This window comes from Lacticaseibacillus daqingensis (assembly GCF_003946115.1).
Classification (GTDB): domain Bacteria; phylum Bacillota; class Bacilli; order Lactobacillales; family Lactobacillaceae; genus Lacticaseibacillus; species Lacticaseibacillus daqingensis.
This window is the reverse complement of record NZ_RHOH01000013.1, coordinates 15,868-28,944: the sequence shown is the minus strand read 5'-3', so window position 1 is coordinate 28,944 and position 13,077 is coordinate 15,868. Positions and strand designations below refer to the sequence as shown.

Here is a 13,077-nt window from a genome sequence, read left to right as displayed (position 1 = left end):
TCCTTTATTCTGGGTCGTTGCCAAAACGAATGTCGGTGCCGGCACGTAGCTGCCCCATCACGGTGTGCACCTGCTTGGCCAAGGCCCACTGCTTAGCCGCCAGCGCCTGGTCGCCGGTTTGGATCGCCTGTGCAAACACGCGGGCCTCATCGGCCATCGGGTTGGCGTCCTTGGCCTGCGTCAGGTCGCGCGGCTGCGGCCCAACTAGAGTCACTCGGTTGAGCTCGCCCGGCGAGTCAAAGGTCAGCGTCTCGCGGCCTGTGTAGATCTCACTGGCGAGTTCGCTGTTGAAAGTTTTGCCTGCGATCAGCGTGACGTCAAAGTCTGGGTAGCTCAGGCGCGCGACGCCATCACCGTCCACCCCGCTGGCCAGCACGTGCGGCAGGTACACCGCGCGTGTCGGGACCCCGAACCACGCCACGGCCGCGTAGACCAAGTAGACGCCAAGGTCCATCAGCGCGCCGCCGCCAAAGCGCGGCGCAAAAATATTCGGGTCCTTGCCGGCCAGGTAGTCGTCATAGCGCGAGGAATACTTCGCGTACACCAGCGTGGCGCCGCTCAGCGTGTGCGTCGCCGCGAAGTCCTGCACCACTGCGAAGTTCGGGTCATACAGGTGCCGCGCGGCCTCGAACACCAGCACGTCTGGGTGCGCGGCCTTAGCCGCCTCGATCATCGCCAGCTGGCTGGGGTGCGTCACCATCGGCTTTTCCACGATGACATGCTTACCCGCGGTCACCGCGGCCGCGGTTTGGCTTGCGTGCAGGCCGTTGGGGCTTGCGATGTACACGACATCAAGGTCACTGGCCAAAAACGCGGCCATGTCGGTAAACACTGCCGCTGACCCAACTTTTGCAACAAAGGCCTGCGCGGTTTCCAAGTGCCGTGAGTACACGGCGGCCAGGGTGTATTGACCCGTGGCAGTGGCGGCGGCAATGAACTGTTCGGTGATCCAATTCGTTCCGATGATTCCAAGCTTCATGGGGGCACGCTCCTTATTATTAGTGGTTTAACATTATTTTAACAGGAACGACAACAATTTGCAGTGCAAGGTGACACAAGCTGACACAATTGCGTGTTATGATGGAAGCATCAATTGGGAGGAGGCTGACGGAATGGCTCATTCACTTCACTTATTGACGGCGCTCAAGCATCGCTTCGCGCGCCGCCCTGCACCACAGCCTGCCCCACCGAGTCCGGTCCAGCAGCTGGCCCATCAGTACACTGGGAAGTACGCCTTTCTCGACGAGCAGACCAATAAGACCCACCAGCTGATCGTGGGCCCGAGCCTGGAGATCCAAATCGATGGGCGCACCCTCCCCGGCCAAGTCACAGGCATCACCTTGGAGCGGCTCACCTTCCTCGACCACTATGGCTATCAGCTCATCATCGCCACCACGGCGGCCGGGCCGACCACGGTGTATGACGAAGCCGAGGACACCACGTACCAGATCATCCAACCCACGCCAGACGCACAATGAGCGCCGACTTGCCATTATTCGAGCACAAAGGGCCCACGAAAATTTCGTGGGCCCTTTGTCATGCGCCGCTGATCACTTCAACTGCGTCAGCGCCTTAGCGGGCACCTCACTTGCGGGCACGGCCGTCCAGCCAGTAACGCCTTTTTTCTGGTTGTAAACCACCTTCAGGTACGCGCCACGCCGCAGCGGTCGCGTCTTGTTGCCGGTGAAGTTCAGCTGCTTGGCCTTGCCGTTTTCATCATACCCCGCCTGCACGTAGCGATAGTCCCGCCAAACGACGCCATCATCTGCGCGCTGCGTCACTTTTTGACCGTCCGTTGTGATGCGCGTGTAGTAGCTGGTGCCCCCGTAGTTCATCACCCGGTAAAGCTTCAGCCCACCGAACACCACCACCACAGTGATCACTAAACCAATCAGTAATTTCTTCATTGTCTCACTTGCCCGGCAGACCGGACGCTCCTTTATCTCGTGTTACTCCTAGTATGCCGCGCCTGCCGCCCAGACGCCATCGGCTGACCCAACAATCAACGAACAGTTTTGAAAGCTGACCGAGGTTAAAAACGATCAAAGGGCTTGCCAAATCAGAACGTGTGTTCGTATAATCTTGATGAGGTGATTTCCGATGACTATCACGCAAGATATCCAGCTCATCAACCAGCGTATCGACACCCACTTCACGCGCCGCCACAACACGCAATACTGGCTGACCGCGGTATACGACCGCTACGACCACTGCTTCAACTTCTTCTTTTGGTCCCACCAGCGCGGCTTCCGCCAGCGCTCTGTTCCCTTGCACAGCCTGGCCACCACCGATATCGATGCCTTTGCCGCCGTGATCGCAGGGATTCAGGCCCACACACACCTGACCATCGCGTACTACGGGTTCACCAAGGAGCGCTGGCCGGCAACCGGTGCGCTGATCCAAAAACGGCCACGCGACATCGAAACCAACGCGGGCCTTCCGTTTTGACCGCGCCGCTGACCATCGGTGCACAGGTGGCCGCCGCCGCGATGCAGCAATGGCCTGCACTCGACGTGACCGTCATTGCGGCGATGGATGCCCAAGACCCCACTGCCCCGGCCTGCCTGATCACAGTGATCACCGAACCCCCTGACCTGCGCGTCCTCCACCTGCAAATTGGCGCGACCACGGGTTGGGGGTTTGCAGCGCCGGCGCACCGCCTGACCGCCCCGACCCCGGTGGCCGAAGCGCTGCGCCTCATCGCCGCGTTTGTGGCCGCGCCCACAACAAAGGGGTGACCCGCCGGCCACCCCTTCTTGCATCAATTCAACTAGTCCGTGTGGTGTTCCGTCAGCGTCATGTCATAGTGAATGCCAAGCGGGTAACTGCGCCACAAAAGCCAGGTGCCCAGACCAAACCCGATCAGTAAGATCAGATCAAACCACATCGTGTTGAGTAGCCCACCACCGAGCACGATGGCGGACAGCCCCACCATCGCCACTCCACTGGTGACACAGCCGACTGCGCCGCCTTGCGCGCCGCGCCCGCCGGTGAACTCACTGGAAAACGGCAAGGCGCTGCCGACGATCGTCCGCCCGAGCGCCAGCGCGGCAAAGGTGCACAGCACTAAGCTGACCAAACCCGCCGTGAGCGCATGCACCCCCGCGAACGGCACCAGTATCAGCGTCAGCAGGCAGATGGCCGGGTACAGCAGGCGCGCCGTCATCGCCAGCACAATACCCCGAAGTAGCAAGCCATGCGTGGGAAACGGCACCGTGCGAAACACAGCCATTGCCTCTGGTTGATGCGAGAACTGCAGGTTCATCACCGCAGTCGGCAAGCCGATCGCTAGCCCCACGCTGACATAGGTCAGGTACGGCAGCGCGTGGCTCAAGCCCATATCGCGCAGGAAGGCCGCACCCATGATGAAGGGGAAAATCAGCCCATACGCCAGCTGCGGATAGACGCGTAGCTTGTAGTCGCGCTCAGCCCCGAGCATTCGCCAGCCCAGTGTGAAGTACGTTGCCTCTTCAGGGTTCGCCGCAAGCACACGCCGCCACAACCGAAACCAGCCAGAGTCGGTGCGCCGCTTGTCCGAGCTTTGCTCCAGCTTATCAAGATACTGCTCAAAGCGCCCGGCATGGCGCGCATACGCCCAAAGCAACACCCCAGTACTGCCCAGCGCCAGCCCCGTGAGCACCAGGCTGACCGGTGCGATCACGCCGTTGAACAGGAGCGCTGGGCCGGCAAACCACACCGGAACCGCAGGGAAGTACCACCACAACAAGCGTGTGGGCATGCTCAAGTCCAGCTGGCTCAGCACCTCATAACCGACCAGGTTCGGCAGCTGCGCGCCCACCATGATCAACAACGCCAGGCCGATCTGCACCGCGTTCAGGCTGTTTTTCAGCCGCTCACCGTCGAAATACCGCAGGACGGCCAGGTACAAGAACAGCGATAGCACAAAGGCAAACAGCGCCAGCAGCACCGCCCCGACCGCCACGCCCAAGGCCACGAACACGGTGTTCTGAAGCCCCAGAAGCACAACGGCCGGCAGCGCCAGGGCGGTCAGTGTAACCGCCAAGAAGTCGCCAACGATCGCCAGCCGCGCCGCGTTGATGGTGCGGTCCGGCACCCCGCGCACGGCGAAAATGCGCCGGTCGCGCGGGTCGAGGATCAGGCTCGAGTAGTTGGACAGCATCTGCAGGAAGAACATCATGAACAGCACGGTGTAAAACGAGCTGAGCTGCGTCAACAGCGGTAGCGGAATGATCAGCAAGAACGCGATGACGAGCCCGATCAGCCCATTGATCAAAAACGTGTTGCGGATCGCGTGGTCTTTGGCGCCGGGCCGCCGCTTAGTGGTCAGCCCGATGCCGGTGGTGCTGCGCGCCGCAAGCTGAAACTTGGCCGCAACGATCAGACAGAACTGCCGGTAATCGACCCCGCTGGCTACCAAAGGCCGCCGCAGCAGGCGCACCCAGCCCAGCCCGCGCGGGAGTTGGTCCTCACGCATCGGCGCCGCCTCCCGTCACAATATCCACGAAAGCCCGCGCTTTTTCCCCGTGCTCGGCAAAGCCGGTCAGCTCGTTGAACAGCTCCTGCAGGTTGGTGTCCGCCCCTTGCGTGATCGTGTTGAACGGCCCATCCGCCGCAACCGTGCCATCGTTGAGCAGGATGATGCGATCCGAGAGCTTCTGCACCACGTCCATGATATGGCTGGAATAGAAGATGGTTTTGCCGCGGTTGCGCAGCTCGACGAGAATCTCTTCGATCACCAGCACCGTGTTGGCGTCCAGCCCGTTGAGCGGCTCATCCCAAAACAAAATATCCGGGTCGTGCAGCAGACTGGCAATGATCAGCACCAGCTGGCGCATCCCCTTGGAGTACGCCGTAATGCGCCGGTCAAACGCCGGCGCCAGGCCGACAATTTCGGCCAAGGCCGCCGCCTTTTGACCCGCGTCTTGCTCAGACAGTCCGTACAGCTGCCCGATCAGGGTCAGGTACTCGCGGGCCGTCAGCGCGTCGAATACATCAGCGCTTTCCGGCACGTAGCCGATGTGGCGCTTGTAGGCCGAATCCTCCGGTCGCAACGGCTGACCCAGCAGTTCGATCGTCCCCGCGGATTGCGGCAACAGGCCCAAGATAATTTTGACCGTGGTGCTTTTACCCGCCCCGTTTGGCCCGATGTAGCCGACGATCGTGCCGGGTTCAATGCTGAATGTGACGTCTTTGAGCACCGTCTTGGTGCCGAACGTCTTACTGATGTGCGATAACGTAATGGCTGCCGTCATATAACCCCTCCATCGGTGGTGCGCCCACCGTTCACCCAACGCGGTCAGCCCCCTTTGTGGCTGACCTCACAAGTCTTGTCCCCAGTATACGCAATTCGACCGAAAAGGCAAAAAGGAAACTAATTCGGTTTAGTTGACTTCACCTAACGATCGGGTTATACTCGTTTCGTTAGTTAGTTTAATTAATTACTAACTAACAATAAAAACTCAGGAAGGTGTTCCCCCATGACCCATGACTCTCAAGAACTCCTGAACCTCTTTGGCCGCCTGTTCGCCCAGCCCGGCTTCAACCAGGCCGCGATCCTAAGCCGCCAAATTGGCGGCCACCACGAAGGCGAGCGCGGCCAACTCCGGGTCTTACGCCTGCTGGCAACCCATGACAAGCTCACCAACGCCGAACTCGTTGAGGCCCTCGACATTCGGCCCAGCTCGGTCTCCGCCTTGGTGACCAAGCTGGAAGGGGCCGGGTTGATCAGCCGCACCCCGGCCGAAGACGACAAGCGTGTCAGCCTCATCAGCCTGACCGATGAAGGGCGGCAGCTGATCAACGACTCGCGCACGCAAAAAGATCAGCTCTCCGAAGCGCTCTTTGACGCGCTTGACCCGACCGAACAGGCCCAGCTAGCTGGCCTCCTGCGCAAACTCACGGCCGGCCTAGACGAGAATCCACCGCAGATCGACCCCGCCTACTTCCAGCGCCTCGCCCACCTGCGGGGCCACCGCCAGGGGTTTGACCGCTCGGCCTTTGACCGCGACGGCTTCGGTCCGGGACGCACCGGGTTCGGCGCGCAGGGCGACGCCCCGCGTGGTGACTTTGGTCCGCGCGGCTGGCGCCATCCCTAACCACACGTTGCAGGCGCGCCACGCTTAACGCCCACGACTAGGCCAGAATCGGCCGCCCAAAAGCACCACCCCGAGCCACAAAACGAGCCACCGCCAAGGTCTGCGGTGGCTCGTTTTGGTGCGGTGAGACCCGCGTGTTGCGGCGATCACTGCTGGTCAAACGCGCGCTGACTGCCCGTAAAGGCTGCGGCGGTGTAGTCCGCCCCATCCAAGCGCCATGTCCCAGTTTGCCAGTAGGCCGCCTGCTTGGGACGCTGGTCGCTGATCACCCAGCGCGCGATGTGACTGTCCAGTCCTTGGCAGGCCGCCAGCACGCTCGGACTGCCCATCAGCACCACGGTTTTGCCAGTTGCCTGGTGCAGCGTGGTGATGAAGCGCGTCAGCTGGGCGCGCAGGGTACTGGCTGCGGGCGGGTTCTTCGCGTACGCGCCGTAGTAGGTCACATAAAGCCCCACCGGAAGCGTCCCGAGGTCCTTGCCGACCTTCGCAACAAAGTGCGCCGCCTGTGCCTCGGGCGCGGAATCGAAGCTGAAGTAGTGATACACGCCCAGCCGCACTGCGCTGCCGCGCCCGCGGTCATAGTTTGGGGTGAAATCATCGTCAAAGAAGCTGGCGCCTTGCGTGGCCTTGAGGTAGGCAAAATCCACGCCAGCCGCGCTGAGCACCGAGAAGTCCTGGTAGCCATCGGCCTGCGAAAGCACCACGCCCTTAACGGCGTACTGAGCCACCCCGCGCCGCGCCTGCCACCAGTGCCAGCCCACCCCTGCCGCCACCAGCAGTAGTAGCCCCACGGCCACGCCCGCGGCCGTCAGCCACTTGCGCCGTTTCGCGTAGGTATCCGAATAAATCGGTCGAACGTGTCGTCTGATCCTGCTCACTCCCTTAGTTGTCTGTGGTCGATTATAACCAACTCCGCCGGATGATACCAGCACCGCCAGCCCAGCGACCCACTCAGCCGCAAGGGCCGGCGCAAAATCAGTCCAAGGACCGATTCTGTCTGCGCCAGAGGATTTACAATTGTCTCAATCGCAGGTAAGCCTTATCATAAGGGTAGGCGCACGCCAACAACGCAAGCGGAGGGAAGCACATGCTAGATGAGCGACTGATCGGGACGGTTTTCACCCTTCCCCCCACCGGGGATGAGGTCGTCTTGTACGGCATTCACTACCACTTCAGCGTGTTGGACACCGCGCAACCTGGCGATGCGGTCGTCATTGTCGGCGCCAGCGCGCTTGGCCTGCGCGTTCGCCGACTGGACCGCGAGTTACAGTACTAGAACATAGCAACACTTGGCCAATCGCGCGAACTCAGCGCAATAAGGAGGAGTTTTCATGGGACAAATTGTGTTATGGGCAGTCATCGCCATTGTGGTGATTGCAGTGATCGTCATGTTACTGAGCAGTGTGGCGATCATCCACACCGGGGAAGTTGGGATCGTTGAGCGGTTAGGGAAATACGTTCAAACCCTGCAGCCAGGGTTCCACGTGGTGCTACCGGTCATCTACCGCATCACCGAGATCGTCAACATGAAGCAGATCCCACTCAAGGTTGACGAGCAGGAAGTGATCACCAAGGATAACGTGGTCGTCCGGATCTCCGAGACCCTGAAGTACCACATCACCGACGTCAACGCCTACGTTTACCAAAATAAAGACTCCGTGCTGTCCATGGTGCAAGACACCCGCGCCAACCTGCGTGGGATCATCGGGAACATGGACCTGAACGATGTCTTGAACGGCACCGAAACCATTAACCAGACCCTGTTCCAGCAGATCGCTGCCACCACCGCCGGCTACGGCCTGAACGTGGACCGCGTTAACATCGACTCCATTCAGGTCGACAAGACCATTCAGGAGTCCATGAACAAACTGCTGCGGGCTTCACGTGAAAAGGAAGCCAACATCATGGAAGCGGAAGGGCTGAAGCAGTCCGCCATCGCCAAGGCCGAAGGGGAAAAGCAAGCCGACATCCTGCAGGCCGAAGCCAACAAGCAGACCCAGATCCTGGAAGCGCAAGGTAAAGCCGAGTCCCAGCGTCTGATCGCCGAAGCGGTCAAGGACCAGATCAACTCGATCAACGCCGGGCTGGCGCAAAACGGCGACATGTACCTCAAGTACAAGAACGTCGAAGCGCTGGAGGAACTGGCCAAGGGTCAGTCCAACACCGTGGTCATGCCAAGCACCGCCATCGACTCGCTGGGTCAGCTCCCGGCCGTCGGCAAGTTGCTTGACGCCACCAAGAACAAGTAACGCAGACCCAACAGGGGCCGCAACGAAATTTCGTTGCGGCCCCTGTTTTTTCGTTGGTTATTCCCCTATCCCCGCGCGGTTAAAGCGTTGGCGCGGTGTAGGTGCCCTTGATGACGAAGTAGCTGCCGCGAATGACGCCGGCGAGCTTGGACTTCTGGTGCGCGAACTTGAACTTGTCCGCCAAGGCCGCCGGCACCGCCATGCCCTCGGCCAGTTTCAGCCCCACAGCGCGCTTGCCGCCATCTGCTTCGGTGTACAAGATGTTCAGCGCCAACCCGTCTTCATAGAACACATAGGTCCACACGATGCCGGCCACGCGTTCCTGCGCCACTTCCAGCGGTGCCGCGGTCAGTGTCAGGGCCTTCTCAGCCAGGATCGCGTTCACATACGCAATGACCGCTGGATGGGCCGCGGCCGGGAACGTGGTGAACGGCACCTTGTACTTGTTCCAGAAATAGCGCGCCTCGTTCGCCCGCAGCCCCGCTAGCGCCGGTGCCACCGGCGAGCTGGTCAGGCCGCTTGTGCTCACCTGCTTGAAATCAACTGGCTCGGTCATCTTGTTATCCCCGCTTTCGTTTGATTCGTCCACGATACAACGGCTGGTCACAGGGGTCAACCCCGGCGTTCACCCAAACGGGCCACCCCACGACTGGGATGGCCCGTGATTGACTTGCTTATGCGCGCGCCGCCTTGATGGCCTCGAAGCGCTTTGGTGCGAGCTTGCCGAGTTCAACCAGCTTGCCTTCGATCTGATCCAGCACTGCGTTGCGGTCGGTGTGGTCGTTGACAAAGTCGAACTGGTCGCGGTCGATCGTGATGATGCTGGAGCGTGTGTAACCCTTCGCCCACTCGCGGTAGGCCTGGTTGACGCGGTTGTAGTAGGCCACGAGCTCCGGCTTATCGCGAATGTCTTCCATCTCACGGCCGCGGCCCTGGATCTCTTCGATTTCGTGTTCCGGGTCGATTTTGAGGTAAATCGCGAGATCCGGCATCCCGTTCCACGGACTGCCGTTGACGTTGGCCTGCATTTCCTGGCTGAGCGTCACGTAGATATTGAAGTCCACGTCGTCGATCTCACCGTTCTTGTGCAGCTGCGACGCCATGACAAAATCGGATTCCAATGACGAGTCCATCACCGCATTCTCCTGCATGATGGCCTTTTTGAGCTGCTGGTAGCGGAAGGTCAAAAAGGCGATCTGCAAAATGGTCCCCGTCGTCTTGCGGCTGTCTGCCCCGGCATCGTAAAACTTCTTGAGCATGTTGGCGATCATCCCGTTGCCTTCAACGTCTTCGTAGTACGCCGGGGTGCCCAAGTCTTCGGATAACAGGCGGGTCAGAGATGTCTTACCAGCGCCGATACTGCCAAGAATATAAATCATAAGTTCATGTCTCCTTTAATGAATGCAAGTCACAGTTAGAATACGGGGAACGGGTGCGCCGGTTCGCTTGGCAGGTGGTTGAAGTTGAACTGTTCAAGCGCCGCAATGCCATCCACGAACGTGGTGGTGCCGGCCGCCAACATCAGGTTCAGCTTCTTATCCGTCAGGTCCTTGGCCAGTGGTACCAGTACCACGGGTTTATGTAGTGCGCGCAGGAAGCCGATCTCAAACGCACAGCCTGGGTCTTCCTCATCCAGGTCATACAAAAAGACCCCCACATCAGCAGTCGCCATCGCCGACAGGTCGTTTTGGTACGTCGCATCGATCCAGATGCGATCCATCTGTTCCGCCGTGACGACCTCATCGTGGTACTCCCAATCGAATGGGAAGTGGACGATAGCCACGGTATCGTTGGCGTCAAGCGCCGCCTTGGCCGCGGTCACCCGCGCTTTTTGGACCGGGTTGAACCAGGGGCTCCCCAAGTACACCTTGGTCAGCGGCACCCGCTTTTGACTGTTATCTGACATTCGATGGGCCTCCTTTGGGACAAAAACTGTCACGGTCAATCATACCAGAAAGGCCGGCGCGATTGAATGGGTTTGGCGGCGGCCGACAAAATTATTTTTGCGGGTGGTGACCAGATATTGTGGGATGCATCCTAATCAGTCCCTTATGTAGTATAAAAAACGCACCGTCACAGGGACGATGCGTCTTCATTTATTCTAGCGAGTGAGCACAGTCACCGATTCGATCGAGGTGGTTTGCGGGAACATGTCCACCGGCTGGGTGGCCGTTGCCCGGTAGCCGAACGCTTGCAGCGCCGCGATGTCGCGCGCCAGCGTGGCCGGGTTGCAGGACACGTACACTACCTTAGGTGGTAGCATCTTGCCCACCGCGGCGATAAACGACGGGGCCAAGCCCTTGCGCGGCGGATCCACCATCAGAACATCTGCGGTCAGGCCTTGCGCCTGCCAGTCCTGCATCACGTCCTCGGCCTTGCCCAGCACGAAGTCCACATTGGTCAGCCCGTTCAGCCGCGCGTTCGTCTGCGCATCCTTAACGGCCTCAGGCACGACCTCGACGCCGTACACCTGCTTGGCGTGCTTCGCCATAGTCAGGCTGATGGTCCCGATGCCGGAGTACGCATCAATGACGGTTTCCTGCCCGGTCAGACCCGCGGCACGCACTGCCTCGGTGTACAGCACCTCTGTTTGGGTCGGGTTGACCTGATAGAAGCTCAGCGGGCTGATGCGGAAGGTGCTGCCCAGTAGCTGGTCTTCCAGGTAGTCTTGGCCGAACAGCGTGCGGGTCTTTTTGCCCAAGATCACGTTGGTCGCCTGGTCGTTCAGGTTCAGCATGAGGCTGGTCACCTCAGGCAGGGCCGCGGTGATGCCGGCCATCAGCTCGTCCAGGTGCGGGATCACCCAGGTGCGGCTGACCAAAACGATCATCATCTGCTTGGAGTAGTAACCACGCCGCACCATGATATGGCGGATCACGCCGCTGTTGGTCGCCTCGTCGTACGCCGGCACCTGGAACTGGCGCAGCAGATCGCGCACCACCAGCACCGCGTGGTCGATGTGCGGGTCCTGAATATAAAAGTCTTCCAGTGGCAGCAAGTCGTGACTGCGCCGCTTATAAAACCCGGTGGTCAGCTCACCATTGACCATGCGCACCGGGATCTGTGCCTTGTTCCGGTAGCCGCTGGGCGTGGTCATCCCCAGCGTCGGCCGCACGGGAATGGTCAGGTGCGCCTTTTGGTACAGCGTTTCGACCTGGTGCTGCTTGAAGGCCAGTTGGGCCGGGTACGCCAGGTGCTGCAGCGGCGCGATGCCGGTTTGGGCGTAAGCCTTGGCCTTGGGCGCCACGCGGTCTGGCGAGGCCACCAGCACTTCTTCCAATCGCGCGAAGGCGTACTTTTTCTCCGCCTTCACGATGCGCACGCGCACTTCTTCGCCGGGCAGGGCCCCTTCCACGAACAGCGGGTAGTGCGCCACCTTAGCCACTCCCATCCCCTCGTACGTTAGGTCGTCGATGGTGACCGTCATTTCCTGATTCTTCGCTACCGGTGCTTTCGCCATGCGGTACCTCCTTGATTGCATTCTGACAATAGACTTTAACAGACTCCCCGCCAAAAAGCAATTTCACGCGGGCGTGCGATAAACCTCCGTCCTCCGATTATGAATAACTCACACTTCCGCTGAACTGGTTATGTTTGCGAACCAACAAGTATCAAAATACGTGCTAAGCAGCGTTTTTAAAACACCCCCTAGGGCGGCTGAGCGCATTCAGATCAAAACAGCCCCACTCCGATCACACTCGGGGTGAGGCTGTGCTTTCGTTACTCGCCGATCTTCCCGTTGCCGTCGACATCTTGTTGGGAGATGTTTTCGACTTCGGCCATGTAGGCGGTTTTGGCTTCGGTGTCGGGGCCGAGGTTCTTTTGCGGGATCTCGGCAACGTTGGCGTACATTTCGATGTGCTGCTTCAGGTTGACGAAGGTCATCGGCGCGCTGCCGCCGTACTCGCCATCGAGGTTGATCTTCATCTCTTCCCCGTCGGTGCGCGTGGCGACCAGCTTGGCGGTTTTGGCGTAGATGATGTTGGCGTCATCGACGTGCTTGCCGCCGTTCAGGACCTTGGCCATCAGGACCAGCATGTCGCCGAGGTTCCCTGTTTTGACCACGATCAGCGAGAACTTGCCATCGCCGAGGCTGGCGTCTGGCACGATCTGCTCGAAGCCGCCGATGGAATTGGTCATCGCCAGCAGAAACATGGACGCTGGCCCATCGTAGGTGCCGTCGTCAAACTCCAGATGGAGCGGCACGGAGCGCACGCCCGGCAGCATCTCGGCGCCCTTGAGGACATAGGCGAAGTAGCCAAAAATCGACTTGAACTCGGACGGCACCGCGTAGGTCAGCTCCGTCAGCATCCCCCCAGCCGCGATGTTCATGAAGTAGTGATTGTTGGCCTGGCCGATGTCCATCTTCAGTGTCTGGCCCTTGAGGATGATCTTGGCCGCAGCCACAGGGTCTTCGCGGGGAATGCGCAACGCGCGCGCGTAGTCGTTGGTCGTCCCGGCCGGAATGATCGCCATCTTCGGGCGCTGCTCGTACGGCGCCACCCCGTTAACGACTTCGTTGATGGTGCCATCCCCACCGGCGGCCACAATGAGATCGAACCCGGCCTCGGTGGCGCGGGCGGCCTCTTTTTTGGCCGCAAACGGGGCCGGGGTGGTTTGGTAGGCGCTGGCTTCGTAGCCCGCGGCCTCCATCACCGCCAGAATGTCGGCGACGTAGCGCTTCATGCCCTCGTTGCCGCTGGTCGGGTTATAAATTAAACGTGCGCGTTGCACCATGGTCAGGTCGCTCC

The 13,077-nt window shown here is 60.2% G+C and carries 16 protein-coding genes; 6 read left to right on the top strand and 10 right to left on the bottom strand.

Annotated elements, in window-relative coordinates; genetic code table 11:
* Window positions 1–4: 4 nt before the first annotated feature.
* A complete protein-coding gene (locus tag EKM88_RS11680; RefSeq protein WP_125706355.1) occupies window positions 5–979 on the bottom strand; it encodes a Gfo/Idh/MocA family protein in 975 nt (324 codons plus the stop codon).
* 133 nt (window positions 980–1,112) lie between these two features.
* Here EKM88_RS11680 and EKM88_RS11675 point away from each other — a divergent pair, with 133 nt between their 5' ends.
* Window positions 1,113–1,478, top strand: a complete 366-nt coding sequence (locus tag EKM88_RS11675) for a DUF4828 domain-containing protein (RefSeq protein ID WP_125706353.1) — start codon at window positions 1,113–1,115, stop codon at window positions 1,476–1,478.
* Window positions 1,479–1,550: 72 nt separating this feature from the next.
* Here the strand turns inward: EKM88_RS11675 and EKM88_RS11670 are convergent, their stop codons facing one another.
* Window positions 1,551–1,907, bottom strand: a complete 357-nt coding sequence (locus EKM88_RS11670; protein WP_125706351.1) for a YxeA family protein — start codon at window positions 1,905–1,907, stop codon at window positions 1,551–1,553.
* 193 nt (window positions 1,908–2,100) lie between these two features.
* On the opposite strand from EKM88_RS11670, the gene EKM88_RS11665 reads away from it, so the two are divergent.
* Window positions 2,101–2,448, top strand: a complete 348-nt coding sequence (locus EKM88_RS11665; protein WP_125706349.1) for an acetyl-CoA carboxylase — start codon at window positions 2,101–2,103, stop codon at window positions 2,446–2,448.
* 41 nt (window positions 2,449–2,489) lie between these two features.
* Window positions 2,490–2,738, top strand: coding sequence for a hypothetical protein (locus EKM88_RS11660; protein ID WP_125706347.1), 249 nt, complete (start codon window positions 2,490–2,492; stop codon window positions 2,736–2,738).
* Window positions 2,739–2,770: 32 nt separating this feature from the next.
* On the opposite strand, the gene EKM88_RS11655 is transcribed toward EKM88_RS11660, so the two are convergent.
* Together EKM88_RS11655 and EKM88_RS11650 are read right to left on the bottom strand one after the other, a co-directional pair.
* Window positions 2,771–4,456 carry an ABC transporter permease gene (locus tag EKM88_RS11655; RefSeq protein ID WP_125706346.1) on the bottom strand — a complete coding sequence of 562 codons (1,686 nt, stop codon included), beginning with the start codon at window positions 4,454–4,456 and terminating at the stop codon, window positions 2,771–2,773.
* Window positions 4,449–5,234 carry an ABC transporter ATP-binding protein gene (locus EKM88_RS11650; protein WP_125706344.1) on the bottom strand — a complete coding sequence of 262 codons (786 nt, stop codon included), beginning with the start codon at window positions 5,232–5,234 and terminating at the stop codon, window positions 4,449–4,451. The genes EKM88_RS11655 and EKM88_RS11650 overlap by 8 nt, the downstream gene beginning before the upstream one ends.
* Window positions 5,235–5,459: 225 nt before the next feature.
* Here EKM88_RS11650 and EKM88_RS11645 point away from each other — a divergent pair, with 225 nt between their 5' ends.
* A complete protein-coding gene (locus EKM88_RS11645; protein WP_125706342.1) occupies window positions 5,460–6,077 on the top strand; it encodes a MarR family winged helix-turn-helix transcriptional regulator in 618 nt (205 codons plus the stop codon).
* Between the two features lie 146 nt (window positions 6,078–6,223).
* On the opposite strand, the gene EKM88_RS11640 is transcribed toward EKM88_RS11645, so the two are convergent.
* On the bottom strand, window positions 6,224–6,955 hold the full coding sequence (locus EKM88_RS11640; RefSeq protein ID WP_125706340.1) for a GH25 family lysozyme: 732 nt from the start codon (window positions 6,953–6,955) through the stop codon (window positions 6,224–6,226).
* Window positions 6,956–7,164: 209 nt separating this feature from the next.
* Between EKM88_RS11640 and EKM88_RS11635 the strand changes: the two genes are divergently transcribed.
* Together EKM88_RS11635 and EKM88_RS11630 are read left to right on the top strand one after the other, a co-directional pair.
* The gene (locus EKM88_RS11635) at window positions 7,165–7,353 is read left to right on the top strand and encodes a hypothetical protein (RefSeq protein ID WP_125706338.1); all 189 of its coding nucleotides are present in this window, start codon (window positions 7,165–7,167) and stop codon (window positions 7,351–7,353) included.
* A gap of 55 nt (window positions 7,354–7,408) precedes the next feature.
* Entirely contained in the window at window positions 7,409–8,326 is a 918-nt protein-coding gene (locus EKM88_RS11630; RefSeq protein WP_125706336.1) for an SPFH domain-containing protein, read from the top strand.
* Between the two features lie 79 nt (window positions 8,327–8,405).
* Here EKM88_RS11630 and EKM88_RS11625 read toward each other — a convergent pair whose 3' ends face one another.
* The 5 genes from EKM88_RS11625 to EKM88_RS11605 all read right to left on the bottom strand — a co-directional run bounded on the left by EKM88_RS11625 (window position 8,406) and on the right by EKM88_RS11605 (window position 13,063).
* Window positions 8,406–8,882 (bottom strand): phage tail protein, encoded by a 477-nt coding sequence (locus EKM88_RS11625; protein ID WP_125706334.1) that lies wholly within the window; start codon window positions 8,880–8,882, stop codon window positions 8,406–8,408.
* Between the two features lie 118 nt (window positions 8,883–9,000).
* Window positions 9,001–9,705 (bottom strand): deoxynucleoside kinase, encoded by a 705-nt coding sequence (locus EKM88_RS11620; protein WP_125706332.1) that lies wholly within the window; start codon window positions 9,703–9,705, stop codon window positions 9,001–9,003.
* Between the two features lie 35 nt (window positions 9,706–9,740).
* Window positions 9,741–10,232: a nucleoside 2-deoxyribosyltransferase gene (locus tag EKM88_RS11615; RefSeq protein ID WP_125706330.1), complete on the bottom strand. Its 492-nt coding sequence runs from the start codon at window positions 10,230–10,232 to the stop codon at window positions 9,741–9,743.
* Between the two features lie 195 nt (window positions 10,233–10,427).
* Window positions 10,428–11,786 (bottom strand): 23S rRNA (uracil(1939)-C(5))-methyltransferase RlmD, encoded by a 1,359-nt coding sequence (gene rlmD, locus EKM88_RS11610; RefSeq protein WP_125706328.1) that lies wholly within the window; start codon window positions 11,784–11,786, stop codon window positions 10,428–10,430.
* Window positions 11,787–12,046: 260 nt separating this feature from the next.
* Entirely contained in the window at window positions 12,047–13,063 is a 1,017-nt protein-coding gene (locus tag EKM88_RS11605) for a diacylglycerol kinase (RefSeq protein WP_125706326.1), read from the bottom strand.
* Between the last annotated feature and the right edge of the window lie 14 nt (window positions 13,064–13,077).

What these genes read in the sequence shown, in the direction of transcription:
- rlmD (WP_125706328.1), bottom strand. Translation starts at nt 11,786, where the DNA reads ATGGCGAAAGCACCGGTAGCGAAGAATCAGGAAATGACGGTCACCATC.
- EKM88_RS11665 (WP_125706349.1), top strand. Translation starts at nt 2,101, where the DNA reads ATGACTATCACGCAAGATATCCAGCTCATCAACCAGCGTATCGACACC.
- EKM88_RS11615 (WP_125706330.1), bottom strand. Translation starts at nt 10,232, where the DNA reads ATGTCAGATAACAGTCAAAAGCGGGTGCCGCTGACCAAGGTGTACTTG.
- EKM88_RS11670 (WP_125706351.1), bottom strand. Translation starts at nt 1,907, where the DNA reads ATGAAGAAATTACTGATTGGTTTAGTGATCACTGTGGTGGTGGTGTTC.
- EKM88_RS11660 (WP_125706347.1), top strand. Translation starts at nt 2,490, where the DNA reads ATGCAGCAATGGCCTGCACTCGACGTGACCGTCATTGCGGCGATGGAT.
- EKM88_RS11680 (WP_125706355.1), bottom strand. Translation starts at nt 979, where the DNA reads ATGAAGCTTGGAATCATCGGAACGAATTGGATCACCGAACAGTTCATT.
- EKM88_RS11630 (WP_125706336.1), top strand. Translation starts at nt 7,409, where the DNA reads ATGGGACAAATTGTGTTATGGGCAGTCATCGCCATTGTGGTGATTGCA.
- EKM88_RS11635 (WP_125706338.1), top strand. Translation starts at nt 7,165, where the DNA reads ATGCTAGATGAGCGACTGATCGGGACGGTTTTCACCCTTCCCCCCACC.
- EKM88_RS11645 (WP_125706342.1), top strand. Translation starts at nt 5,460, where the DNA reads ATGACCCATGACTCTCAAGAACTCCTGAACCTCTTTGGCCGCCTGTTC.
- EKM88_RS11675 (WP_125706353.1), top strand. Translation starts at nt 1,113, where the DNA reads ATGGCTCATTCACTTCACTTATTGACGGCGCTCAAGCATCGCTTCGCG.
- EKM88_RS11655 (WP_125706346.1), bottom strand. Translation starts at nt 4,456, where the DNA reads ATGCGTGAGGACCAACTCCCGCGCGGGCTGGGCTGGGTGCGCCTGCTG.
- EKM88_RS11650 (WP_125706344.1), bottom strand. Translation starts at nt 5,234, where the DNA reads ATGACGGCAGCCATTACGTTATCGCACATCAGTAAGACGTTCGGCACC.
- EKM88_RS11605 (WP_125706326.1), bottom strand. Translation starts at nt 13,063, where the DNA reads ATGGTGCAACGCGCACGTTTAATTTATAACCCGACCAGCGGCAACGAG.
- EKM88_RS11620 (WP_125706332.1), bottom strand. Translation starts at nt 9,705, where the DNA reads ATGATTTATATTCTTGGCAGTATCGGCGCTGGTAAGACATCTCTGACC.
- EKM88_RS11625 (WP_125706334.1), bottom strand. Translation starts at nt 8,882, where the DNA reads ATGACCGAGCCAGTTGATTTCAAGCAGGTGAGCACAAGCGGCCTGACC.